Here is a 25,629-nt window from a genome sequence, read left to right on the forward strand (position 1 = left end):
TTTATCTAAGATTAAGACCAACAATTTATGAACATGCAATATGATGTAACAGTTATTGGCAGCGGACCGGGTGGATATGTTGCCGCTATCCGTTGTGCCCAGTTAGGATTAAAGACTGCCATTATCGAGAAGTATAATACCTTCGGCGGAACCTGCCTTAATGTAGGGTGTATTCCGTCCAAAGCTCTTCTTGATTCATCCGAGCATTATTACAATGCTTCCCACACATTTAAAACGCATGGTATTGCTCTTAAAGATCTTAAAGTAGACCTTGTTCAGATGATGGCACGGAAAGCGCAGGTAGTACAGGAAAATACTGCCGGGATCTCTTACCTGATTAAAAAGAACAAGATAACACCGTATACGGGAGTGGGGTCTTTTCAGGATAAGAATACCATCAGGATTAAAAAGGCAGATGGTGCGGAAGAAACGATCACTACGGATAAAGTCATCATAGCTACGGGTTCGAAACCTACAGCACTGCCATTCCTTCCTGTGGATAAGAAACGGATCATTACTTCGACGGAGGCTTTAAGCCTGACGGAGGTTCCAAAGCATCTGATCGTTATCGGCGGTGGTGTAATCGGACTGGAGTTAGGATCTGTTTATGCACGGTTGGGAGCGAGAGTAACAGTAGTAGAATTTCTTGATTCCATTATCGCAACTATGGACAAAACCATGGGTAAGGAATTGCAGAAATCCTTAAGTAAGCTCGGCTTCGAGTTTTTACTGGGACATAAGGTAACGGGTGCGGTTGTTAAAGGCAAAAAAGTAACCGTCAGTGCAGATAGTCCGAAAGGAGAGAAAGTGACTCTGGAAGGCGACTATTGCATTGTGGCTGTGGGTCGCAGCGCGTACTCGGCAGATCTTGGCCTGGAAAACATTGGTATTAAGCTGGAAGAAAGGGGTAAGAAAATTCCGGTGAACGAACATCTTGAAACGCCGGTTAAAGGGGTTTATGCCATAGGGGACGTGATTAACGGAGCTATGCTGGCTCATAAAGCTGAAGAAGAAGGGGTGTTTGTAGCCGAAACAATTGCTGGCCAGAAACCTCATATCAATTATAATTTAATTCCTGGAGTAGTTTATACCTGGCCGGAAGTTGCGAGTGTCGGACTGACCGAAGAACAGCTGAAAGAGCAGGGAAAGAAGTACAAAACGGGAACCTTCCCCTTTAAAGCAAGCGGAAGAGCCAGAGCGAGTATGGACACAGACGGACTGGTGAAAGTGCTTGCCGATGCTCAGACTGATGAGGTTCTGGGGGTTCATATGATCGGGCCCCGTGCTGCCGATATGATCGCAGAAGCAGTGGTTGCAATGGAATTCAGGGCTTCAGCAGAGGATATCGGAAGAATTTGTCATGCGCACCCAACGTATACAGAGGCCTTTAAAGAGGCTGCACTTGCTGCTACGGAGAACAGGGCGATACATATATAATTAGAGGGTTGCCATTGCCATCAGCGGTCAGCTATCGGTTATCAGCTCACGGTAATACTTTTACGAGGCTGAGTGAAAAGATGAGGAAAGTGCAGGATTATAAGGAATCATGGCAGAGGCTGGCTCGTAGTCGAATAGTCTTTTTTTATTATGAAAGTCTAAATAGAAAGCCTCGGTATTGCTTAATACTGAGGCTTTCTATTGACTGAATTGCCTGCTGCTTGTTTCGCAATTCAAAAATGACATTTTTTATTCCGGGTCAGCTGTTTTATCTTCCGATAGCATACTGAATGCCACCGAGTAGATGTTTCAGAAACAGAGGATCGCTATAGCTTTCTTTGGTGTGACCGAGACCTGTATAGAAGGCTCTGCCTCCATCGAACTCGTGGTACCAGGCAATGGGGTGGTTATTGCCGTTCCCGCCGCCTTCATAGCTTGTTTCGTCCAGAGAGCCCAGCACCTTGATATCCGGGTTGATGTCTTTGAAGTTATACCATTCATCCGTATGCTCCCACACATCGGGAAGGTGACTGGTTGAAGGATGGTTCTTGTTAACGATATTGATCTTGGCTTTCTGGACTTTCGGGTGATTCGTGAAGTAGGCGCCTACAAGCTTATTGTACCAGGGCCATTCATATTCCGTATCCGTTGCTGCATGTACCCCGACAAAGCCCTTTCCAGACCTGATATATTTCTCGAAAGCTGCTTGCTGTTTGTCGTCAAGCACCTCATGAGTGGTATTAAGAAACACGACAGCATCATATTTCCTGAGGTTTTTTTCGGTGAACAGACCAGCGTTTTTCGTGGTGTCTGCACTGAATCCATTTTCTTGTCCCAGTTTTTGAATAGCAGACATCCCGTCTGGAATAGATTCATGGTAATATCCTCCTGTCTTACAAAAGATAAGTATCCTTGGTTTTACAGCATGAGTTTCGGGTTTATCATTGCAGGATGCAAGGCTCGCAGAGGCAACAGAAAAAAGCGTCATTAAAAGATAGATCATTGTTTTATTGGTTATACATTGTTGGTTTATGCGAATATAAAGGTTTTGCCGTTAAAGAAGGAATCAAAAAAGGGGCTTTCGCCCCCTTTCATTTATAGTGTTTAATCAAGTACTATTTATTTCTCGTACTGCATCATCTCGTATTCGTCGTCATCTATTTCACCTGTGTAGGGTTCCGTCATTTGTGCGTCGATATCTACCCCATGCTTATTCCAGCCAAGGCGGTTCATAATCGAATCAAATGCTTCATAGATTACCGGTACAATCACGAGTGTCAGGAATAACGAACTTGTCAGACCGCCTATCACTACCCAGGCAAGACCATTTTTCCATTCAGCACCTGCACCTTTTGCAAGAGCAATCGGAAGCATCCCGATAACCATTGCAATAGTTGTCATCAGGATCGGACGCAAACGTGCATGGTTGGCCAGGATAAGTGCTTCACGGGTACTCTTGCCTTCGGCCTTTTGCTGATTGGTAAAGTCAACCAGGATAATCGCATTCTTGGCAACAAGACCGATCAGCATGATCAAGCCCAGGATGGTAAATATATTGAGCGAATTATTGGTAAGTGCCAGTGCAAGCAGAGCTCCGATAACGGATAGTGGTATGGAGAACATTACCACAAACGGATAGATATAGTTGTCGTAGAGCGCAACCATGATGAGGTATACCAGGACAATAGACATCAGGAGCGCGATCCCGAGGGTACCGAATCCTTCTGACTGGTTTTCCATATCCCCGCCAAACACATAGCTTACGCCAGCCGGTCTGGGCAGGTCTTTTATCAGCTGTTCAAGCTCGCTGAAAATCGTACCGGAAGGACGTCCCACCACCTGTGACTGAACAGAGATCTTGGTGCTCTTGTCCTGGCGTTCCAGCTGGCTCGGGCCTGAACTTTCGGTTACTGTGGCAAACTGATCAAGGTGAACCTGATGTCCCTCGCTATTGATGAAGGTCAGGTTTTTTACATCCTCCACACTTTGCCTGTTAAAATTATCCAGGCGTATATTAATATCATATTCATATTCACCCTGACGGAACTTGCTGTCCGTATTGCCGCTGAAAGCCGTTTGCATGGTTGCACCCACCGTTTGCAGGCTCAATCCCAGCGATGACATCTTGTCCCGGTCAACTTCCACTTTTACCTCGGGATTCCCTTCTTCCACCGACAGCTTTACTTCAGTTGCTCCCGGTATTTTTGCGAGTTTGTTTTTCACCACCTCTGCAAAACGGGCCACACTGTCGAGCTCTGAACCCATCACCACAACTTCAACCGGTGCTTGTTCAGCAGTTCCTAAAATGCTCACAGGGGTGGTTGTAACCTTTGTTCCCACAAGCAGGGGAGCCAGTTCTCTTTTAATTTTGGCAGCGTATACATCAGAAGGGTCGTTACGATTTTCGCGCCCGACCAGCTGAACGTTTACTTCAGCCTTATAAGCTGTAGCCTGCGCGCCTCCATTTCCGTCACTGGTTTGCCCCACAGTGGTGATCAGGCGTGTTACCTCCGGCTTTTTGCTTAAGAATGCTTCTGCTTTACTTGTTATAAGATTGGTCTGCTCTACTGATGCATCTTTCGGCATTTCCAGCTGGACTATGAATTCCCCTCTGTCACTTTGTGCGAAGAATTCTCCTCCGATGAAGCCAGTCGCAACAAGTCCGAAGGACGCCACCAATAACAACAATGTTAGCCCCAGCACTGTTTTCTTATGACCAAGCGACCATTCCAGAATAGATGTTATCCATGCAGTGAATTTATCAAGGCCTTTTTCAAACCTCAAAATGATGCGGCCGAAAAAGTTCTTTCCTTCGATATGTTCCAGCTTACCAAACCTCGACGAAAGAAGCGGCACGATGGTGAAGGACGCCAGCAAACTGAGCATCGTCGCGATAATCACCACCACACAAAATTCTCTCAGGATATCAGATACAAGTCCTGTACTGATGGCAATAGGGAAGAACACCACGACGATTACCAGTGTGATAGAGGTAACGGTGAACCCAATTTCTTTCGTCGCATCGTATGCGGCACGAACCCGGTTTTTACCCATCTCCATATGCCGGTAGATATTCTCCAATACCACGATCGCATCGTCCACCAGGATCCCGACCACCAGCGACAGCCCGAGGAGCGACATCAGGTTAAGAGTAAAGCCCGCGAGGTTAATTCCTATGAATGTTGCTATAAGCGACGCTGGTATCGAAACCATTACAATTGCCGCATTTCGCAAACTGTGCAGGAAGAAAAGCATCACGAACGCTACCAGTAATACAGCAAGCAGGAGGTCATGGATAACCGCATCTGCTGACTCCAGCGTATATACAGAACTGTCTGAAGCTATGGAAAGGTTCAGTTTGATATTCTTATAATCATTGTTCATGGAAGCTATGATACCCTGTATGCCTTTACTAACTTCCACCGCATTGGCGTCTGTTTGCTTCAGCACCTGGAGGGCAATAGCTGCTTTCCGGTTTACCCTGGCTATCTTTTCAACGTCTTTCTGCGCATCCTGAACATCGGCGACGTCCCTCAGCCTTACCTGGATGCCGTTCTTATCCGAAACTACCAGGTTGCGAAGTTGTTCCACGCTGGCATATTTCCCTGAAAGACGGATGAGGATATCCCTGTCTACAGTTTTGATACTACCTGTAGGGAAATCGAGGTTGGATGTCTGGATAGCCTGTTGTACAGACAATAATGAAAGTCCATAACCCTGCAATTTATTTTCATCCAGGTTTACCTGTATTTCTCTTTCGCGTCCACCGACAATATTTACCTGTGCTACTCCGCTGACACGGGAGATCCTTGGAGCCAGGCGGTTGTCAATCAGGTCATAAAATGCCGCATCATCGAGGTTCGAAGTTGCGGATAAGGTAACGATGGGAAGATCGTCCAGTGAGAATTTATTCAGCGAAGGAGCTTCTACGTCATCGGGTAATTGTGAAAGAATGGCATTTACCTTTCTTTGTGCATCATTTAGTGCGTAATCTGCATCCCCGTCGCTTGTGAGCTGAATCGTAACAATCGACAAACTTTCATAAGAGACAGCATTTAACTTCTTGATATTCTCCATCGAAGCCACCGCATCTTCAATTTTTTTCGTCACAGTATTCTCCACCTCGGTAGGTGATGCTCCCGGATAGATCGTCGCAACGGAAACTACTCCCGGACTAAACTTAGGGAGCATTTCGTAGTTGAGCGATAAGTAGCTTACAATACCCAGCAAGCTTAATACTGTAAACAGTACGACAACAATGGTGGGTCTTTTTATTGATATTTCAGCTATTTTCATTTTCTTTCTTCATTGACGGCCATCTTCCGGCCGAAGGCTTTCGTTTATTTTACTGCCTGTACCTGGGCTCCATCTACCAGGTTCACCTGGCCACTGATAATCACTATATCACCCTCGTTCAATCCATTCAGGATTTCTACCCTGTCAGAGATGATTCGGCCAGGAGTGACCTTATGTTCCTGAGCTGTATTTCCTTTAAGCAGGTAAACTTTATTACTGTTCACACTTCCGACGAAAGCAGATCTGGGTACAGTAATGAGAGGCTTTTGTGCCGGAAGATCAAAAGTAGCAGTTCCATACATTCCGGCTTTCAGCTGGTTTCCTGAGTTATTGGATATCTGTACTTCTACAGGGAAATTCAGATTGGCATCCGCCTTTGCCGCGATGAAGCTGATTTTGCCGGTGAATGATTTGTCTGGGAATACATTGGATGTTATTTTTACCTGATCGCCTACTTTAAGATTTACAACCTGCGCTTCATTGGCTGTTACCTTTAGTTTGAGTTTTGAGAGGTCTACAATCTCAAATAATTGCGTCCCTGGAGATACATACGATCCTTTTTCAATAAATCGTTTGTTTACGATTCCGGAAATCGGTGCTTTTATATCTGCGTCATTTGCTTTACGTTTTGCAGTTTGCAGGCGGGCCTGCGCATTTCTAAGGTTGAGGCGCTGAGCGTCTACCTGCTGCTGGGTTACCCCACCTGTTTTGAAAGAGCTTTCATAGCGTTCTACATCTCTCAAAGCTGTTTGATAATTTGCCTGTGCCGCTTGTGTTTCTACAGCAAGAAGCTCATCGTCTATTCTGGCAACCACCTGGCCTCTCGAAACGTGGTCTCCTTCGTCAACAGCGATACGGGTTACTCGTCCTGAGTTTTCAGCGGAGAGAGTGAGGTCCTGATTCGCTTCAAAGGTTCCGTTGGCAGTGAAATCAAGTTCTATATTGCTCTCCTTTGCCGTTTCCGTTTTCACTGCTACAGCTCCTGAATTTCCTGCAGCCACGACAGCCGTCTTTTCCTCGTTTTTCTTTTTATTGTTTTGCAAAATCCAGCCAATCAGGACAAATACTGCAATAACAGCTATGATGGTTATGATAGTTCCTTTTTTCATTAGTTTAATAGTGATTTGATATTACCGTTAGATTTTAATAGTTGTATTTCAGCAATCTTATAATTGAGTAAAGCCTGATTATAGCTGTTTTTAGCATCCGTTAAGGAATTTTCAGCATCAAGAAGATCTGTGAGCGGGGCAAGCCCGTTCCTGTAGTTATTCTGAGTGCTGTTGTATACATCCTGAGCTAAACTTACATTTTCTCTTTGCCTGTTTATTGTACTTAAGCTATTCTTTATTTGAGTTTTGGCATTTTCATTAGCCAGATTTAAACTCTGAATAATGTCTCTTTCGTTTTCTTTGTTTTCAAGGATATCTACCCGTGCCTGCCTGAGGCGCGAGCGTGTTGCAAATCCGTTAAAGATTGGAATCCGAAGGGTAAGCCCGATGGATGCTGCTTCATACCAGAAAGCATCTCCCCCCGATTTGTAAAGATCGAACTTGTCACTCATCCCGGTATAGCTATATTCGGTGAACATCGCAAGGGTTGGGTAGTACTCCGATTTGTAAGCTTTCTCCTGTAACCTTAAAAGGTCGCCCTGTTTTCGTACAAGCAAATATTCGAGACGGGTGTTATAATTTACGCTATCTGAAACCGCTGCAGTCGCTTTAAGATTAGCGATCTCCACATTCGGAATAGCCAGCTGATTCCTGACCGGCATCCCCATATAATATTTTAACTGATTTTCCTGCAGATTGATGGAGTTAGACATCTGTTCATATGAAGATCTGTAATTTGTCAGGCTCACCCGCACTCTGTCAAGGTCGATTTTTCTTGCAAGACCATTCTTGTATTGGTCGGAGATGATCTGCTCAATGCGTGTTGTGTTTTTGATGTTTGTATCAATAACCGACAAGGCTTCCCTGTTCACCAGAATTTGATAATAGAGGCCTGACACCTGTTCGATCACCTGCTCCTCTGTCAGATCAACATTGAGATTATAATAGGCTTCACTTGCTTCAGCAGCTTTCAGCCCCGTAAAAACCTGCTGGTTGAAAAGTTGCTGCTGCAACTGGACGGCTATTGATGAATTCCATGGCCGCCCCATCTGGAAGACAAGGGTATCCACAACCAGTTGTCCCACTATCGGACTGTAAGATAGATTGCCGGTTCCGTTAATTTGTGGTAAGGCTTGTGCTCTTACTTCCTGTGTCTTATAGCGTCCTCTTTCAGCGGCCAGGCGTGCCTTTTTTGTATTGATATTATTTTTAACCGCATAGTTCAACGCATCTTTAAGTGATAGCTGAACCGGCTGGGCTTGTGTTATTCCTGCTGATGATAACACAAGTGTTACGATAATTGGTAAGAGCTTATTTCTTATTGGGTTCATTACAGTGTTCTTGTATAATATTGTTTTATGTGTATGATGGAACGCACTGCTGCGCTTTTTGTTACACTTTGCAAGTGCTTCTGTCCTTATATTTCAGGCTTTTAAGAAATATTTCTGCCAGCTCCCTTTGTCTTGCAACCATTGCATCCCAATGTTTGCTTTCAGGAAATATGTTTTTTTGATTTTTAGAAATGATCCACATGCATAAACCTGTTAGTGAATCCAGGTAAATTGCACTTACATTCTCCGCATCTATTTCTGCTATTTCACCTTTCTCTATAGCAGAATTAAGGATGCCTGCGACAATCTTAATCTCTCTCAGACGGCTTTCCTGAAGTATTTCATCACAATTGTCCCGTATAATAGCATCGGCAGAGGAATCAGTGAGGTGCATCATGAAGAATTTCTTTACAAAATTCCTTCTGAATTCAATTATCTGAAAGAAAATATCCTTCAGGCACTCTGTTTCTGCAAGGATCTTTTCCAGCTCTTCGAAATAATCATTTGATACCTTTTCTACCACAGCCACTATGATTGAGGTCTTGTCAGGAAAATAATAATATAGGGACGGTTGGGATACGGCTATATCATCAGCTATTTCGTTCATTGTAGTTTTTTGAACACCAAAGTGAGAAAACCGTCTGATTGCGCTTTCAATAATCTGTTCTCTTTTCTTATCAATTTCGGCCATTCTATCTTTTGACTTTTTTAATAGTTTGGTCAAAAATACGGCCAAAAAAGCTATCACGCAAAAAAAAGTACAAAATAGTCTTTGCTAAATAATAGATTTAGTGGTGGTTGTAGCTTATGAAGCCAGTTTTAAACCATTTAAGAATATTTCACCTAGTTTTTTCTGGCGTTTCAATATCGTGTCAAATTGTTCTTTCTCCGGAAAAAATGGCCGGGAATTGGCTTTCAATACACTAAATACAATACCCCCCAAAGCTTCCATCAGTAAGACGGCAATCTCTTCACTGTCAAATGTTTGTAGCTCTTTTCGCTCTATTCCCTTATTCAATATAGTAGTAAGGATTGTAATTTCAGATTGCTTCGCCTTTCTAAACATGGTGGCAAGCTCCTCAGGTAGATCAGAGCCGGTAATTTTTGTGAAGTCGAGCAGGTTATAATATTTACTGATAAATTCTTGTCTTTTATTCAGGAACAGCTCCAGGGCCTCGTGACTACTTGATACATTGCCGACCCCTTTCTTCAGCTCCTTGTCCATTAATCCTATGATGTGTCCCAGAACCGCAGAATAGAGGCTTATTTTATCGGGAAAGTAATAATACAGTAATGCTTTGGATAACGACAGGTCATTGGCGATCTCTGTCATGGTTGTTTTCGATAATCCGAAATGGGCAAAACGTTTTAAGGCAGCATCAATTATAAGTTCTTTCTTTTTGTCCTGATTTTCCACTAGTCAAAAATATAGTTTTATTTTCTTTTCTGCCTCGTTAAATTAATCAATGTGCTGTTCTGTTTTAATTTTATTACATATACTTCGATTTTAATCCGAAATTCGGCTCAGAAAAATACTAAAGATGTTGCAGGTTGCAGAGAATGTATCGTTAAAAGAGTTTAACACTTTCGGAGTTGATGTAAAAGCACGGTGGTTTGTTGTGGTCAATTCGGAAGATGAATTAAAACAATTATTTTCAGAGGATAAATGGATGCAGGTCCCAAGGCTGATCCTGGGAGGCGGAAGTAATATTTTATTCACACAAGATTTCGACGGACTCGTTGTTAAGATCAATATAAGGGGAATAGAATCAGAAGTGAACGGAACGGAGGTTTTCGTCAAAGCCGGCGCAGGGGAGGTATGGAATACTTTCGTGTTGTTCTGTGTTGCACATGGCTTTGCGGGGGTAGAAAATCTTAGCCTCATCCCCGGATCTGTTGGCGCCTCACCCGTGCAGAATATAGGTGCTTATGGGGTTGAAGTGAAAGATGTTTTTTATTCGTGCAGGGCTTTCAATATCGAAAGCGGACAGTTTTCGGTGTTTTATAAGGAGGATTGCAACTTTGCTTACCGCGACAGCATATTTAAAAAAGAACTTAAAGGTAAAGTAATTATTACAGAGGTTTGTTTTAAACTTTCCACCCAGGCTCATATCAATACAAGTTATGGAGCGATAAGCCAGGAACTGCAAAGGAGAGGAATTGAGCAGCCCGGGATAAGTGATATTTCCAAGGTCGTTTCCGAAATACGGGTAAACAAGCTGCCGGATCCTTCTACCATCGGGAATGCAGGCAGTTTTTTTAAAAATCCTGTAGTGGGGGTAGACGAATTCAGACAGCTACAGTCTAGTTTTCCAGACATAGTACACTACTGTCTACCAAATAGTACAGTTAAGCTTGCTGCAGGATGGCTGATTGAAAAATGCGGGTGGAAGGGACGAAAAATAAATAACAGCGGTACCTGGAAAAATCAGGCACTCGTATTGGTTAATTTTGGAAATGCCACAGGATCAGAAGTTTATCAGCTTTCTGAAGCTATAATTGAGGATGTAAAACAGCAGTTCGGCATCACACTGGAGCGGGAAGTAAATATTTTATAGCTTCCTCAGGGTGTTAAATCTGTATTAATTTTTAGCTTTTATAGTATCGTTCTTAGTCATTCGGGCCTTTTAGCATAGTTGTTGTATTGTTAGTAGCAAGTTCGTTTATTGAAAACAAACTGATTGCTTAAACAAATAATGTAACAATCACCCTTAAAATCCTTTAAAGATGACTAAGATCGAATTCAACACAATGGTTATGCGTCAGGCAAGTTCACTGAAGATGTATGCACTACACTTTACTCACGATGCAGATGATGCAAATGATCTGGTTCAGGATACTTTGCTAAAAGCGATTACTTATTATAATAAGTTTAAAGAGGGGACTAATCTCAAAGGATGGTTGTATACAATTATGAAAAACACTTTCATTAACAACTACCGCCGCTTTGTGAAGATCAGTTCGTTCGTGACAAAATCAGATGAAATTTCCTCTGCTAATCTTGTATTCAGTTCCACTAAAAACCAGGGAGAGTCAAAATTCGTAATGGATGATATTAAACTCGCCCTTAGTAAGTTACCTGAAGAATACTATGTGCCTTTCAGCATGTATTTCGAAGGCCATAAATACCACGAAATTGCAGATTATCTCGCTATTCCGATTGGAACAGTTAAGACGCGTATTCACGTTGCCCGTAAGTTACTCAAGAAGAGTCTTAAGCCTTACGACAACGGAGTGAAAAAGCCTGTGTACGCAGAGCTTGATTAATACCGCCCCTTTTCTAAACTCATCATACTTAATTCCCGGGTGCCCGCCCGGGATTTTTTTTTGTAGGGCTATCAGCTATCAGCTTTCACCTTTTCCATACTTGGAATTTTTGAATTATGTTTGCAGCAGGGGCAGTAAAAATGTCTCAGATACTGCTTAACGTAATTCATGCTGAAGCTTGACGAGATAAAAAGACCAATAGAGAAGGAACTTGATGATTTCGAGGGAAAGTTTAAATCCTCCATGAAGAGTTCCGTACCGTTACTTGACCGCATTACGCATTATATAGTAAAGAGAAAAGGGAAGCAGATAAGGCCGATGTTCGTGTTTTTTTCCGCAAGCCTTTGCGGAGGGATCACAGAAGCTACTTATCGTGCGGCCACGTTTGTGGAATTGATTCACACCGCAACACTCGTACACGATGATGTGGTCGATAATTCATACGAACGAAGGGGCTTCTTTTCGGTTAACGCCCTTTGGAAAAATAAAGTTGCTGTTCTGGTTGGAGACTATCTTCTTGCAACCGGGATGCTGCTGGCTTTGAATAATGACGATTTCAATTTGCTGAAGATCATTTCTGACACCATGAAAGAGATGAGTGAAGGTGAACTGCTGCAAATGGAAAAAGCCAGACGGCTTGATATCAGTGAAGATATCTATTATGAAGTGATCAGGCAAAAAACAGCTACTCTGATAGCATCCTGCTGCGCATGCGGAGCAGCATCAGCCGGCGCAGATGCTGCTACAGTGGCTAAGATGCGGCTGTTCGGAGAGAAAACAGGAATGGCTTTTCAGATTAAAGACGATCTCTTTGATTTTGGTACCGACGATGTTGGAAAGCCGCTTGGCATAGACATAAAAGAGAAGAAAATTACACTCCCTCTTATTTACACATTAAATAAAGTTTCTACTAAAGAAAAACATCATATCATCAATCTGGTTAAGAATCATAATGAGGACAGCAGCAAGGTTGCTGAAGTGATTCATTTTGTCAGGAATAACGGGGGACTCGCATATGCAGAGATGCAGATGCTGAGATTTCAGGATGAGGCTTTTGAAATTCTTAACACGTTTCCCGAGAATGAAGCCCGCACAGGGCTTGAACGACTGGTAAGGTTTACTACTGAACGAAAAAAATAGCATGTCAAGCGAAATCATATTTTTTGGAGGATTTATACTTTTTATCGTCCTGATGCTGTCCATTGATCTGGGACTTTTCAATAAGAAGGATCATGCGGTAAGTTTAAAGGAAGCAGCGGTTATGAGTGCCATCTGGGTATCTTTCGCAATCGGATTTTACTTTTTACTGCTGGCAGAAGGGCATAAACTGCACGGCATCGAAAGCTTCGATCAACTGGCAGTAGTCACCAAAAAGCATCTTCATAATATTCAGCTTAATCCGCTTGATTTCTCGGGAAGTATGCAGGTCTACAGGCAGAACCTTGCCCTGGAGTTCCTCACCGGATATGTAATAGAATATGCACTTTCAGTTGATAACATATTTGTCATGGTTTTGATCTTCAGTGCTTTTTCTGTGGAGCCTAAGTATTATCACCGTGTTTTGTTCTGGGGTATCGTAGGAGCAGTGCTCATGCGTTTCCTGTTTATCTTCCTTGGTGCTACTTTAATCAACCAGTTCGGCTGGATCCTGTATCTGTTTGGAGCATTCCTGGTCTATACTGGGATTATGATGTTTGTTAACAGGAACCAGGAGGAAAAGATAGACCCTCAGAATCATAAGGTAGTTAAGTTTGCTTCCAGATATTTCTCTATTTATCCGCACTATTCAGGTAATAAATTCTTTATCAAAAAAGAGGGAAAGAAGTACGTAACCCCGCTTTTCCTGGTATTGCTCATCATTGAGTTCACTGATCTGATATTTGCCGTAGATTCTATTCCTGCAATATTTGCTGTTACGAAAGATCCGTATATCGTGTTCTTTTCAAATATCTTCGCCATCCTGGGTTTACGGTCCATGTTCTTTTTGCTGGTAAACATTATCCATAAGTTCCACTACCTGAAGGTCGGACTGGCTTTTCTCCTTGTTTTCATCGGAATAAAAATGCTGGCACATGGCTGGCTGAAGGAATGGGGATTCACTACAGCCCATTCCCTTTTAGTAATCGTAACCATCCTCACAACCAGTGTTGTGGCATCTCTCATTTTTCCAAAGAAACGCCTGAAACACGGATTGCCTGAAGAGCATTAAAGGCTAAAAGATCTTCTTTTTTAGTTGGAGTGAATCATATCAAGGATCTGCTCTACGTACTGCCTTTCATTTGCCAGTCGCGGAACTTTATGCTGTCCGCCCAGTTTGCCGCGCCCTTTAAGCCAGTTATAGAAGGTTCCCTGCGGTGCCAGGTGTACCAGGGGTCTTCTCAGCGCCATATCTTTGAACCGCTTTGCATCATAATCAGAATTGAGCTCCCTGAGCGTATTATCCAGAACGTCGGTAAACTGGTCTGCATTGCCGGGATGCTGCTCAAACTCAATGATCCATTCGTGTCCCCCCGCTTCGTCCCCGCTGAAGTAAATCGGGCATGCGGTATAGTCCCGTATGATAGCGCCGGTTTCAGAGCAGGCTTTGGTTAAAGCCTGTTCAGCATTGTCCACGATAAGTTCTTCTCCAAAGGCATTGATAAAATGCTTTGTCCTTCCCGTAATCTGGATCCGGTAAGGAGAGAGGCTGGTAAATTTGATCGTATCTCCTATCATATAGCGCCAGAGCCCTCCGTTAGTGGAAATGATCAGTGCATAGTTTTTATGGAGTTCCACTTCCTGCAGTCCAAGCGTTTTCGGGTTTTCCTCCCCTATATGCTCCATGGGCAGGAATTCATAGAAAATGCCATAATCCAGCATCAGGAGCATTTCTTCCGAATCGGAAAGATCCTGAATCCCGAAAAATCCTTCTGAAGCGTTATACGTTTCCAGGTAGTACATAGAATCCGAAGGAATAAGCTTTTTAAATTGTTCCCGGTAGGGGGTAAATTTAACAGCTCCATGAATATAGAGTTCCAGGTTGGGCCATACCTCAAGCAGGTTGTCCTTGCCGGTCAGCTCAAGCAGTTTTTTTGCCAAAACGACTGTCCAGGTGGGTACCCCCGATATATTGGTGACGTTTACATTAGCAGTTGCCAGTGCCATTTGCTCGATCTTCTGCTCATAATTATCCATCAATGTAATCGACATATCAGGAGTGCGGTAGAACTCTGCCCAGAAGGGCAGGTTTTTGATGAGCACCGCAGACAAATCGCCGTAGTTAATGTTTTCGTTCAGCTGGTTTACCTGGTGGCTGCCTCCGAGTGCCAGCGATTTTCCTGTGAATATTAAAGAGTCAGGACGATTGTTGCAGTAGATCGACAACATATCTTTCCCTCCCTTAAAGTGACACTCCTCAAGCGATTCGAAGCTCACCGGGATAAACTTACTTCTATCGCTGGTTGTACCCGATGATTTTGCAAACCAGTTGATCTCTGTGCTCCATAGAATGTTCTGCTCTCCTTTCATCATCCGTTCGATATAGGGTTTGAGCGTTTCATACGTTTGCACAGGAACATTCTGCTTAAATTGCTCCTGGTTAAAAATGGCATCGTAATTATAACGCTTTCCCCACTCTGTGTTACGGGCAGAAGCTATCAGGTTCCGAAAAACCTCGTCCTGCACGTCATGCGGATATTTGATAAATAATTCTATCTGGTGCATACGTTTCTTCATGAACCAGGTGAAAATTGAGTTTACAAATGTCATGATGTTGTAGTGTTGCCGAATTTCTTCCTCCGGAGCTCAAAATGCTGGCCGAGATAGAATTTTCTCGCCATTTCATTTCCTGCAATTTCCTGAGGGGTGCCAGTCAGCATAATTTTTCCTTCGGTAAGTAAATAGGCTCTGTCGGTGATAGACAGGGTTTCCTGTACATTATGGTCAGTTATCAGAATACCAATATTCCGGTTTTTTAATTTTGCTACTATTGATTGAATCTCTTCTACCGCTATCGGGTCTACTCCGGCAAAAGGTTCGTCAAGAAGGATAAAATTGGGGTTTGCCGCAAGTGCCCTGGCAATCTCTGTTCTCCTTCTTTCGCCTCCCGAAAGCAGGTCCCCCCGGTTTTTTCTAACACGGTGGAGGCTGAACTCGGTTAGCAATTCTTCCAGTTTTTCTTTCTGCTGAGCCCTGTTGAGCTTAGTCATCTCGAGTACAGCAAGAATGTTATCTTCTACAGTCAGTTTTCTGAATACAGAGGCCTCCTGCGCAAGATATCCGATCCCTTTTTGAGCCCTCCGGTACATCGGATCGTTGGTGATGTCTTCAGATTCCAGGAATACATGTCCCTCATTTGGTTTGATCAATCCCACTATCATGTAGAAAGACGTGGTCTTTCCGGCTCCGTTAGGCCCGAGAAGCCCGACAATTTCACCTTGTTCCACGTGAAATGATACGTCGTTTACTACTGTACGCTGTTTGTATTTCTTTACTAAATTTTCTGCTCTGAGTATCATCTTAATCACTCTTATGACGCCTGGCGTATTCCTTTAATATTAAGCTGAATACAGCGCTTATCCTTCCATACATTTTCTTCAATCGTATAGCATATATCAAAAGGCAAGCCTTTCTTTACCAGAGGGAGGTACTCACCCAATCCAAAGCCTATACAATCAAATGCTGAAGATCCTTCCTGTTTCACTGTCATCTTTATATGATTATTTCCAACAACGGAAGCCTGCCCACAAACATATACGTTTTTACTTAAAAAAACAGGAGTTTGGTTCATCGGTCCGAAAGGAGAGAACTGGCCGAGAATTCTAAAAAACTTCCCGTTGATCTTCTCAAGCTGAAGAGTTGCATCAATAGAGATCTCCTGTATCAGGAGCTGATCGGGGATGGTTTGAGAAACGATATCCTCGAACCGCTGCTGTAATGCTGTAACATTTTCAGGCTTAAGCGTCAGACCGGCGGCGTATTTATGTCCACCAAACTGTTCAAGCAGATCGCTGCAGCCGCAAAGGGCCTCATACAGATCAAACCCGATAACCGAGCGTGCAGATCCTGCAATATGGCCGTTTGAGTGCGTTAAAACAATAGTTGGCCGGTAGTATTTTTCTGTTAACCGCGATGCTACGATACCTATGACCCCTTTGTGCCATCCCTCGTTGTAAACCACCGTAGTTTTTCGGTTAATCAGGGAAGGGTCGGCTTCTATCATCGCCAGTGCCTGCTCGGTAATCGAGGTATCATGCTCTTTCCTTTCCGCATTCTTCAGGTCAATCAGCAAACTCTGATTCCTGGCGGTTTCCCTGTTTGCTGCCAGGAGCAGGCATACAGAGTGCCTGGCATTGTCTATTCTGCCAGCGGCATTGATACGCGGACCGATCGTGAATACGATATCCGAAATAGAATATTGTTTTTTTCCGGAAATCTCCATCAGGGCCGAGAGCCCGTGACAGGGAGACTCGTTTAAACGTTTTAATCCATACCAGGCCAGGATGCGGTTTTCCCCGGTGACGGGTACAATATCGGAGGCTATGCTGACGGCCACCAGGTCGAGATAACAGGATATTGAATCGAAAGGGATGTCATTCCGCAAGGCGAAAGCCTGCACCAGTTTGAAGCCTATTCCGCAGCCAGAAAGCTCTTTATACGGATACATACACTCTGGCTGCTTTGGGTCGAGAACTGCTGCTGCATCAGGGATCTGATCCCCGGGCAGGTGGTGGTCGCAAATGATAAAATCAATACCCAGGCTATTGGCGTACTCAACTTTGTCGGCTGATTTGATGCCGCAATCAAGGGCTATAATGAGGCTGAATCCTTGCGCTGCGGCGTAGTCAATCCCCTCTTTCGATATGCCATAGCCTTCTTTATATCTGTCGGGAATGTAGTACTCTATTGAATAATGAAAAGTGCTGAAAAAATGATATACTAATGTTACTGCCGTGGTGCCATCCACATCGTAATCTCCGTAAATCAGGATCCGCTCTTTATTCCTAAGCGCCTTTTCAATTCTTTGGATGGCAACATCCATATCTTTCATCAGAAAGGGATCGTGGAGGTGGCTTAATTCAGGCCTGAAAAAACGGCGTGCAGAGTCAAAAGAAGTAACGCCCCGCTTCACTAATAGTAAAGCAAGTACCTCATCTATATTTAACAGACGTTTCAGATCCTCAACAAGTGCGAGGTCTGCTACTTCGTTTTCTACCCACCTTTTTTGCATATCTTTGTTTAGGCTAAAGGGTAAAGATAGTATTTAATCTGCTATTTACCCTGTTGATGTTTGTAAGTAGTTTATTATCAGTATATAGTTTTTGACGTGAAAGTATTTCCATTATATGAGGGTTCGTATTCGGTAGATAAATCTAAAAAATTCCTTCCGTTCGACCCAGCCATCCATGACCCAAAAGACAGGCCTGCCTCTCTTTTTGTATTTGTACAGCCATTTTTGGTTGAAACTTCCAGTGAGCTTCTGGTCCTTGATACCGGCCTTGGGTTTAAAGACGAGCAAGGCATGCTGATCATTCACGAAAATATCAGGAAAGCGGGCTATGATCCCGCAGATGTCAGCAAAGTGCTGATGTCTCACCTGCATTTTGATCACTCTGCAGGTATGATATGGGAGAATGACGGCACCATGCAGTTATCTTTTCCCAATGCTGAATATGTGATAAACCGTAACGAGTGGGAAACAGCCTACAGCAGTCAGTCGGCCTCTTACCATATAGACATATTTGATGTCGTTCAGAGAAGCGGAAGCATTCACTTTATTGAAGGGAATGGACAGCTTGATGAACACATCAGTTATGAAGTGACCGGCGGGCATTGTCAGTATCACCAGGTTTTCCTTATCAAGGAAGGAGAAGAGAAAATCTTTTTCGGAGGAGACGTTCTACCCGAGCCTGAACAATTGCTGAGAAGGTTTAAAGCAAAATATGACTTCGACGGGGCCCGGTCTATGGAGCTAAGGGAAGAGTTTGGCAACCTGGCTGCGAAAGAGAACTGGCTTTGCCTTTTCTATCATGCTAAAAGCGAAGCGATGGCAAGAGTTGAGGTGGTTGACGGGGCGTTCAGGATTGTAAAGTAAATGATGGTTGTGAGTGATGGGATACAAGCGGACGGAGAGCGGGAAGCGAAAGTTTAGCCTGATTCCCGTTTTACTCCTGAGTGAGAAACACAATTTTATTAAAGCAATATTCAACGTTTTTGGGGTGCTGTTGAGGCCCTCGTGCGGAACGCGCCGGGACCGCTGGTGAGCTTGTTCGACACTCGGCCGACCCCTGGTCGGGACACCTTCGGGAAAAAGGTAGAAAAGTGCACCTCTTGGAGAGATGAGAGGGTATTCCAAGGTACACCACAATATACAATGCAGGTCATAAGTTACAAGCACATCAGAGTATTTAATGAATAATCTGTTGCCCGTAACTTACAACCTGCATTCTTAACCTACTTCTTTGCCGCCAGATTGATCGAAAGGAGGAATTCGTCTTCAATCGCCTTGTCTCCCAGACTTCCGAAAAAGCTGTTTGAGCGGTATTTGATGTCGTATTTGGTTCTGTCGATCTTAACATTTTTTGCAACCGCAACCACCGCATTTCCCTGTCTTTTTACAACCGCAGGAAAGGTAACGGATTGGGTGATCCCTTTGATTGTCAGATCGCCGGTTATATTCACCTGACCGGTTCCCGCCGGGCTCACTTTTGTGATCTTAAACTGGGAAGACGGATGCTTGTCGACAGCAAAGAAATCATCATTCTTAAGATGTCCTATCAGTTTTTGCGACATATCTCCCTGGATATCAGTCACTGTAATGCTGGTCATGTCAGCAGTAAAAGCCCCCCCTGCCAGGGAATTACCATTAAACAGAAGACTGCCTGCAGAAAGTTTAACAGTACCGTTATGCTTTCCTGTAACCTTGCTGGCGGTCCATTCAATGGATGATCTTTCCGTATCAATTGTAAAGGTCTCCGTTTTAGCTGAAGGTTTGAAGGCGAGTAATGTGGCAACTACGGCCATCGTGAAAAGTGATTTCATATTATTTGTTTCGTTTTGTTTGTGCATTAATCCATTCTCCAGGCTGGATATCATTGTTTTATTCACTGTTGACTTACATCTCAAAAATACAGGAAAAGCATATAAGTTGGTGTTTAAACAAATATTTAACCTATTTATTACAATCAAAAAAGCTGACTGGGAAAACTTCTTCTTGCTGTTAGCTGTTTTTCTGTATAAGGGTGATGAAATATCTAACGGGCACTAAACAGCGTATGGCAACTAAAACCAATCCAGTTTTCTGGTCTTTCCTTTTGATTTTCACTGTTCTGTTATCCTGCAAAGAAGAACGACAGATAAAACGCGAATCGCCTGGCGATTTATTTCCGGGTTTATTTGAGGCCGTGCAGTCAGCGGGCATTTTCCCGGATAGTAAAACCTTTACCGATTGTGTGCCTAAAAGGGATCCGCACAAGATTCTCGAAGATTTTAAGAAAGAAAAGGGTAAGCCCGGGTTTGATCTTAAGAAGTTTGCAGAGAAGAATTTTGAGCTGCCGGAGCACGCCGGCGAAGAATATAAGACGAATATAAAAGCCGGAGTAGAACCGCATATAAATGAGTTGTGGAATGTTCTTACCAGGAAGCCGGACAAGTATGTGCAATATTCGTCGCTGATCAGCCTTCCGTATTCCTATGTTGTGCCGGGAGGACGTTTCCGGGAGGTTTACTACTGGGATTCTTATTTCACTATGCTGGGGCTCGAGGAGAGCCGGCGCATAGATCTCGTAGAAAATATGGTGAACAATTTTGCTTACCTGATCCGGACTTACGGTTTTATTCCTAACGGTAACCGCACTTATTACCTGACGCGCTCACAGCCTCCTTATTTTTCGCTTATGCTGCAATTGCTGATGAATAATAAGGCTGGCAAGGCAGATTCCGTTCTTATTGCCAACCGGGATGTACTTGAAAAGGAATATCATTTCTGGATGAATACGGTAAATGAAAAAGACACTGCATCCGCACACGTGGTACGGCTGCAGGACAGTGTTGTTTTAAACCGTTATTTCGATGCCGGAGACTGGCCCCGGGAAGAAGCATATCATGAGGATATCACAACAGCGGCACAAAGCACGGGCTCAAAAGCAGATGCTTACAGGCAATTGCGCTCAGGAGCGGAGTCGGGCTGGGATTTCAGCAGCAGGTGGTTTGCCGACGCAAGTAATCTCCGTACCATCCGTACCACCGATATTATTCCTGTTGATCTCAACTGCCTTCTCTATAATCTTGAAATGACACTGGTCAAGGCGTATAACAGGGAGGGAGATAAAAAAGCCAGAGAGCACATGCAAAGACAGGCAGACAGAAGAAAGAGAGCCGTGATACAGTATTGCTGGGATAATAAAACCGGATGGTTCAGAGACTATAACTGGCGCAAGCAACAGCAAACCGGGATTTTGAGCCTTGCGGGGGTGTATCCTCTGTATTTTGGATTAGCGTCTGAGGGACAGGCAGCGCGTGTAGCTGTAATGCTGAACAGTCAGTTTTTAAAAGCAGGCGGGCTTGTTTCGACACTTCAGAATACAGGTCAGCAATGGGATGCGCCGAATGGTTGGGCTCCCCTGCAATGGATGGCTATCAAAGGGCTCATGGAATATAAAAAGAATGCACTTGCCGCAGAGATAGCAGACCGCTGGAGCAGGCAGAACATCAGGGTTTTCAATAAAACCGGGAAACTGCTGGAAAAATACAATGTAACCGATACAACACTAATTGCGGGTGGAGGTGAATACCCGAATCAGGACGGCTTTGGCTGGACGAACGGAGTGTTATTGAAGATACTCCGGATGGACTTGCAGAAGAAGTAAACTATGAAGACAGAATTGCAAAAAATGCTCGACGGGGAGCTTTATGAAGCCTGGGACTCCGAGCTTGTCAGCATGAGAACAAAGGCGAAAATCCTTCTGGAACAGTACAACCAAAGTCTGGCTTCTTCTCCGGAACAAAAGAAGGCCTTATTAACCACATTGCTGGGAAAATGCAGTACTGTAGATATCCAGGCGCCATTCTATTGTGATTACGGAGTACACATTCTGGCCGGGGATAATCTCTTTATGAATTTCAACTGTGTAATTCTGGATTGTGCCCTGGTTACGATAGGTGACAATGTGCAGATGGGGCCATGTGTGCAGGTATATGCCGCTTACCATCCCTTGCAGGCGTCTGAAAGGATCAAAGGTCCGGAACTTGCTGCTCCTGTAACCATCGGTAATAACGTGTGGATTGGCGGCGGGGCAATTATATGTCCGGGCGTAACAATCGGAGATAATACAACAATCGGAGCAGGCAGTGTAGTGACGAGAAGTATTCCTGGCAATGTCTTCGCTGCCGGAAATCCCTGCAGGGTAATAAAAAGTATAGAATAAAAAAGGGTGATCCGCAAGGATCACCCTTAAAGATCAGCAAATGCTGTTAGTCTTCTTCGTGAAAAGGATACCTGTAGTCTTTTGCCGGACTAAGAGTTTCTTTGATCGTCCTTGGAGACACCCAGCGGAGCAGGTTGATCATAGATCCTGCTTTATCATTCGTGCCTGATCCCCTGGCACCTCCGAATGGTTGCTGGCCTACCACGGCTCCTGTACATTTATCGTTAATATAGAAGTTTCCAGCTGAATTTCTTAATGCATAGGTGGCCTTTTCAATGATGTAGCGGTCATTGGCAATAACAGCTCCTGTAAGGGCATATATAGATGTCTTGTCTATTGTGCTGAGTATCGTATCAAACTCATTGTCGTCATAAATATATATTGTCAGGAAAGGTCCAAACAACTCTTCACACATGGTGACATAGTTCGGATCTTTGGTAACGACCACGGTAGGTTCAATGAAATATCCCTTAGACTTATCATAGTTGCCGCCCGCTATCACCTCAACGTTGCTGTCAGCTTTTGCCGCATCAATCGCTTTAGTGAGCTTTTCGAATGATTTTTCATCAATCACAGCATTTATAAAGTTGCTGAAGTCCTCTACCGGGCCGATCTTGAAGGTACTGAGCTCTGTTTGCATCATTTCTTTCAACTCGGGCCATATTGATTTTGCAATATAAACCCGGGATGCTGCCGAACATTTTTGTCCCTGGTATTCAAATGCTCCTCTTATGATTGCTGTATTAGCTACTTTCAGGTCGGCAGACTGGTGTACGAGAATATAATCCTTTCCGCCGGTCTCACCAACAATACGGGGATAGCTTTTATATTTGTGTATGTTATTTCCAATGGTTCTCCAGATGTCCTGGAATACCGAGGTTGATCCGGTGAAATGAATGCCGGAGAAATCCGGATGGTTGAAGATAACTTCTCCCGCATCAGGTCCCGAAACATATACCAGGTTAATGACGCCAGCCGGAAGTCCGGCCTCCATAAACACCTCCATAATCACTCTTGCTGCATAGATCTGTGCGTTTGATGGTTTCCATACAACAACATTTCCCATTAATGCCGCAGAAGCAGGGAGATTTCCCGAAATTGCGGTAAAGTTGAAAGGTGTTAAAGCGAAGACAAAACCTTCAAGAGGACGTTGTTCAAGGCGGTTCCAGCTTCCTGAAGGAGAAACAGGCGGTTGTTGTGCATAAATTTCCGCCATGTATTTTACATTAAACCTGAGGAAGTCGATAAGTTCGCAGGCTGAATCAATTTCCGCCTGGTAAGCGTTCTTAGACTGCCCGATCATGGTTGCTGCATTGATCTTATAACGGTAAGGGCCGGCAATCAGATCTGCTGCTTTAAGAAAAATAGCCGCCCTTTGTTCCCATGCCAGCGCTTCCCACGATTCTTTTGCCGACAGCGCAGCGTCAATCGCCAGCTGTACATGACTTTTATCTCCCTGACTATAGGTAGCCACAACATGTTGCAGATTGTGAGGGGGCCTTATCTCTACTTTTTTATCAGTTCTTATTTCCTTTCCCCCGATATACATGGGTATATCTATACGGGATGAATAAGCGGCAGTAATAGCTTCTTTTAATAAGGAGCGTTCCCGGCTTCCGGGAGCATAAGACAGGACCGGCTCATTTACCGGTGTTGGTATATTAAAAAATCCCTTTGTCATAAATCAAAGAATTAAGTTGCAAAGATAGCCATTTACAGTTGCACGGGAGGGTAACGGCCATGTCAACTTTGGTACTAAAGTGATCAAAATACTTCACTTATTGTAAATCCGATCTGGTTAAAGGTCACTGTGTCACCACTTTTATGCCCGGCCAATGCCTTTGCCACCGGAGAGGCCGCAGAAATTACATTAAACTGTATCCCATCTGAATATAGCAGGCCCAAGCCTGCAGCGATAAAGAAGTTTCCCCTGTCTGTAAACACCAGGCTGCCCGACCCGGCACTGACGGATCTGACTGCAGGATTGATCAAACTCAGAGCGTGTCTGAGTTTTTTCGCTTCAAATAATTGCCTTTCATTAAGTTGTATTTCCTGCTGCATCATCTCTCTGGCTGTTTCATATTTGTCGCCTGCGCTGCTTTTGGTTTCGTTCCCGGCAGCTTCTCTGGCTGACAGAATAGCCTGCCCTGCAATCTGTATCCGTTCATCGATATACTCCAGGCACGCCCTATAGAGCTTTTGCTTTATTTCACACATAACGCAAATAAAGGAATTTACCTCGTAAGGGTACACATTTAAAACCCGGATAAGTTTGAATCTGAAAAATAATTTCCATTCAATAAAACGATTTAGTAGATTTGGTTTGCCGGTGATCAAATTGCCTGCTCCTTTAACGAATCCATTATAAACTAAATACACATGCAATCATATTCAATTAGTACTACGGGAGAAGCCGTGTCCGCAGGCACAAGCTCCGGCAGTTATTCCATTCGTATTTCTCTTATAGCCGCTTTGGGTGGTTTTCTTTTTGGTTTCGAAACGGCAGTGATTTCGGGAGCCGAAAAAACGATACAGGGCTTATGGTCTCTGAACTCTTTCTGGCAGGGCTTTACCGTGGCAGCAAGCTTAATCGGAACCGTCATTGGCTCTGTAGCGGCTGGCGTTCCGGCTCAAAGGTTTGGCAGAAAGAAGGTGCTGATGCTTATTGCTGTCATGTATCTCCTGTCGGCAATAGGATGTGCTGTTGCTTCCGAATGGCTTCTTTTTGTTGTTTTCCGGATTGTCGGAGGACTGGCTGTAGGCGCTTCTTCCGTTGTAGGGCCTATGTACATATCGGAAGTCTCGCCTGCTCATCTGAGAGGGCGGCTGGCCGGTTCCTTTCAGCTTATGATTGTAGGCGGTATCTTCATCGCTTATCTCACGAATTTTTTGTTTGCCGGAATGGGAGAGGAGAGCTGGCGCTGGATGCTCGGTATTATGGTCATCCCTGCTCTTATTTTTGTTATTCTGCTCAGGTTTATTCCTGAAAGTCCGAGATGGCTGGTTCTGAATAACAGAGCTGCGGAAGCAGAGCGGATTTTTGCTAAAACAGGAGAAAGCAACGCCGTGGAGCTTGTCCGGCAGGAACAGGAAAGGCAGGGGCACGGGTTAAAGGAAAGTCTGTTTAACGGGAAATATAACAAACCTATTCTGTATGCAGTGATCCTGGCCATGTTTAATCAGCTATCGGGCATTAATGCCATCCTTTACTATGCTCCCAGGATATTTGAGTTAGCCGGATTTGAAAAGTCAGAAGCTTATCTTCAACCAGTATATATAGGAGCTGCTAACCTCTTATTTACACTTCTGGCAATGACAGTCATCGACAGATTCGGGAGAAAGAAGCTTTTGCTTACCGGCTGTATTGGAATGATTGTGTTTCTGGGCTTAACGGCAAATGCCTTTGGTTCAGATGGCGGTGCAAACAGCAATGTGCTGATTTACCTGATCGGATTTATTGCTTTTTTTGCGTTTTCACAGGGGGCGGTTATCTGGGTTTTCATTTCCGAGATCTTTCCTAATTCGGTACGGGCCCAGGGCGGATCGCTGGGAAGTTTTACACACTGGATCATGGCTGCAATTATTTCGTGGACATTTCCTATTATTGTAGAAGGAAGTCCCGAAGGAGGCTTTTACTCTTTTGTGTTTTATAGCATCATGATGATTGCTTCTTTTGTGTTTATCTGGCGTGTAATGCCTGAAACTAAAGGCAAGTCGCTGGAACAGATACAAAAGGAACTGGGAATAAAATAAGAGGGCAGGCCGGTATAAGTGTAAGAACTTTTA

21 protein-coding genes are annotated in these 25,629 nt (G+C 44.0%); 9 read left to right on the plus strand and 12 right to left on the minus strand.

The window, feature by feature from the left end; all coding sequences use genetic code 11:
- Nucleotides 1-33: 33 nt before the first annotated feature.
- Nucleotides 34-1,437: a dihydrolipoyl dehydrogenase gene (lpdA, locus tag DDR33_RS14645; protein ID WP_109416592.1), complete on the plus strand. Its 1,404-nt coding sequence runs from the start codon at nucleotides 34-36 to the stop codon at nucleotides 1,435-1,437.
- Between the two features lie 268 nt (nucleotides 1,438-1,705).
- On the opposite strand, the gene DDR33_RS14650 is transcribed toward lpdA, so the two are convergent.
- From DDR33_RS14650 to DDR33_RS14675, 6 genes are all read right to left on the minus strand, one after another.
- Complete coding sequence (locus tag DDR33_RS14650) at nucleotides 1,706-2,440, minus strand: ThuA domain-containing protein (protein WP_109416547.1); 735 nt, start codon at nucleotides 2,438-2,440, stop codon at nucleotides 1,706-1,708.
- Nucleotides 2,441-2,556: 116 nt separating this feature from the next.
- Nucleotides 2,557-5,733, minus strand: coding sequence for an efflux RND transporter permease subunit (locus tag DDR33_RS14655; RefSeq protein ID WP_109416548.1), 3,177 nt, complete (start codon nucleotides 5,731-5,733; stop codon nucleotides 2,557-2,559).
- Between the two features lie 44 nt (nucleotides 5,734-5,777).
- Nucleotides 5,778-6,842, minus strand: coding sequence for an efflux RND transporter periplasmic adaptor subunit (locus tag DDR33_RS14660; RefSeq protein ID WP_109416549.1), 1,065 nt, complete (start codon nucleotides 6,840-6,842; stop codon nucleotides 5,778-5,780).
- Nucleotides 6,842-8,173: a TolC family protein gene (locus DDR33_RS14665; RefSeq protein WP_109416550.1), complete on the minus strand. Its 1,332-nt coding sequence runs from the start codon at nucleotides 8,171-8,173 to the stop codon at nucleotides 6,842-6,844. The genes DDR33_RS14660 and DDR33_RS14665 overlap by 1 nt, the downstream gene beginning before the upstream one ends.
- A 61-nt stretch (nucleotides 8,174-8,234) precedes the next feature.
- Complete coding sequence (locus tag DDR33_RS14670) at nucleotides 8,235-8,864, minus strand: TetR/AcrR family transcriptional regulator (protein WP_109416551.1); 630 nt, start codon at nucleotides 8,862-8,864, stop codon at nucleotides 8,235-8,237.
- Between the two features lie 114 nt (nucleotides 8,865-8,978).
- On the minus strand, nucleotides 8,979-9,590 hold the full coding sequence (locus tag DDR33_RS14675) for a TetR/AcrR family transcriptional regulator (RefSeq protein WP_109416552.1): 612 nt from the start codon (nucleotides 9,588-9,590) through the stop codon (nucleotides 8,979-8,981).
- Nucleotides 9,591-9,714: 124 nt separating this feature from the next.
- Between DDR33_RS14675 and murB the strand changes: the two genes are divergently transcribed.
- From murB to DDR33_RS14695, 4 genes are all read left to right on the plus strand, one after another.
- The gene (gene murB / locus DDR33_RS14680) at nucleotides 9,715-10,731 is read left to right on the plus strand and encodes a UDP-N-acetylmuramate dehydrogenase (RefSeq protein ID WP_109416553.1); all 1,017 of its coding nucleotides are present in this window, start codon (nucleotides 9,715-9,717) and stop codon (nucleotides 10,729-10,731) included.
- A gap of 169 nt (nucleotides 10,732-10,900) precedes the next feature.
- Complete coding sequence (locus tag DDR33_RS14685; protein WP_109416554.1) at nucleotides 10,901-11,440, plus strand: sigma-70 family RNA polymerase sigma factor; 540 nt, start codon at nucleotides 10,901-10,903, stop codon at nucleotides 11,438-11,440.
- 168 nt (nucleotides 11,441-11,608) lie between these two features.
- Nucleotides 11,609-12,580, plus strand: a complete 972-nt coding sequence (locus tag DDR33_RS14690; protein WP_109416555.1) for a polyprenyl synthetase family protein — start codon at nucleotides 11,609-11,611, stop codon at nucleotides 12,578-12,580.
- Nucleotide 12,581: 1 nt separating this feature from the next.
- Nucleotides 12,582-13,649, plus strand: coding sequence for a TerC family protein (locus tag DDR33_RS14695; RefSeq protein ID WP_109416556.1), 1,068 nt, complete (start codon nucleotides 12,582-12,584; stop codon nucleotides 13,647-13,649).
- Between the two features lie 20 nt (nucleotides 13,650-13,669).
- On the opposite strand, the gene DDR33_RS14700 is transcribed toward DDR33_RS14695, so the two are convergent.
- From DDR33_RS14700 to recJ, 3 genes are read right to left on the minus strand one after another with little or no spacing between them, the layout of a single operon-like run.
- On the minus strand, nucleotides 13,670-15,187 hold the full coding sequence (locus tag DDR33_RS14700; RefSeq protein WP_109416557.1) for a GH3 auxin-responsive promoter family protein: 1,518 nt from the start codon (nucleotides 15,185-15,187) through the stop codon (nucleotides 13,670-13,672).
- A complete protein-coding gene (gene lptB, locus DDR33_RS14705) occupies nucleotides 15,184-15,936 on the minus strand; it encodes an LPS export ABC transporter ATP-binding protein (RefSeq protein WP_109416593.1) in 753 nt (250 codons plus the stop codon). Before lptB ends, DDR33_RS14700 begins: the two co-directional genes overlap by 4 nt.
- Before the next feature lie 11 nt (nucleotides 15,937-15,947).
- Nucleotides 15,948-17,648 (minus strand): single-stranded-DNA-specific exonuclease RecJ, encoded by a 1,701-nt coding sequence (recJ, locus tag DDR33_RS14710; RefSeq protein WP_109416558.1) that lies wholly within the window; start codon nucleotides 17,646-17,648, stop codon nucleotides 15,948-15,950.
- Nucleotides 17,649-17,744: 96 nt separating this feature from the next.
- On the opposite strand from recJ, the gene DDR33_RS14715 reads away from it, so the two are divergent.
- A complete protein-coding gene (locus tag DDR33_RS14715) occupies nucleotides 17,745-18,512 on the plus strand; it encodes an MBL fold metallo-hydrolase (RefSeq protein WP_109416559.1) in 768 nt (255 codons plus the stop codon).
- A gap of 359 nt (nucleotides 18,513-18,871) precedes the next feature.
- Here DDR33_RS14715 and DDR33_RS14720 read toward each other — a convergent pair whose 3' ends face one another.
- Entirely contained in the window at nucleotides 18,872-19,459 is a 588-nt protein-coding gene (locus DDR33_RS14720) for a YceI family protein (protein ID WP_109416594.1), read from the minus strand.
- 203 nt (nucleotides 19,460-19,662) lie between these two features.
- Between DDR33_RS14720 and treF the strand changes: the two genes are divergently transcribed.
- A complete protein-coding gene (gene treF / locus DDR33_RS14725) occupies nucleotides 19,663-21,285 on the plus strand; it encodes an alpha,alpha-trehalase TreF (RefSeq protein ID WP_238387810.1) in 1,623 nt (540 codons plus the stop codon).
- Between the two features lie 3 nt (nucleotides 21,286-21,288).
- On the plus strand, nucleotides 21,289-21,843 hold the full coding sequence (locus tag DDR33_RS14730; RefSeq protein WP_109416560.1) for a sugar O-acetyltransferase: 555 nt from the start codon (nucleotides 21,289-21,291) through the stop codon (nucleotides 21,841-21,843).
- A gap of 46 nt (nucleotides 21,844-21,889) precedes the next feature.
- Here DDR33_RS14730 and pruA read toward each other — a convergent pair whose 3' ends face one another.
- Nucleotides 21,890-23,524 (minus strand): L-glutamate gamma-semialdehyde dehydrogenase, encoded by a 1,635-nt coding sequence (gene pruA / locus DDR33_RS14735; RefSeq protein WP_109416561.1) that lies wholly within the window; start codon nucleotides 23,522-23,524, stop codon nucleotides 21,890-21,892.
- Nucleotides 23,525-23,607: 83 nt separating this feature from the next.
- A complete protein-coding gene (locus tag DDR33_RS14740; RefSeq protein WP_109416596.1) occupies nucleotides 23,608-24,060 on the minus strand; it encodes a GreA/GreB family elongation factor in 453 nt (150 codons plus the stop codon).
- Between the two features lie 162 nt (nucleotides 24,061-24,222).
- Here DDR33_RS14740 and DDR33_RS14745 point away from each other — a divergent pair, with 162 nt between their 5' ends.
- Entirely contained in the window at nucleotides 24,223-25,596 is a 1,374-nt protein-coding gene (locus tag DDR33_RS14745; RefSeq protein WP_109416562.1) for a sugar porter family MFS transporter, read from the plus strand.
- The last annotated feature ends 33 nt before the right edge of the window (nucleotides 25,597-25,629 follow it).

This window comes from Pararcticibacter amylolyticus (genome assembly GCF_003130405.1).
In the GTDB taxonomy this organism is placed as follows: Bacteria; Bacteroidota; Bacteroidia; order Sphingobacteriales; family Sphingobacteriaceae; genus Arcticibacter; species Arcticibacter amylolyticus.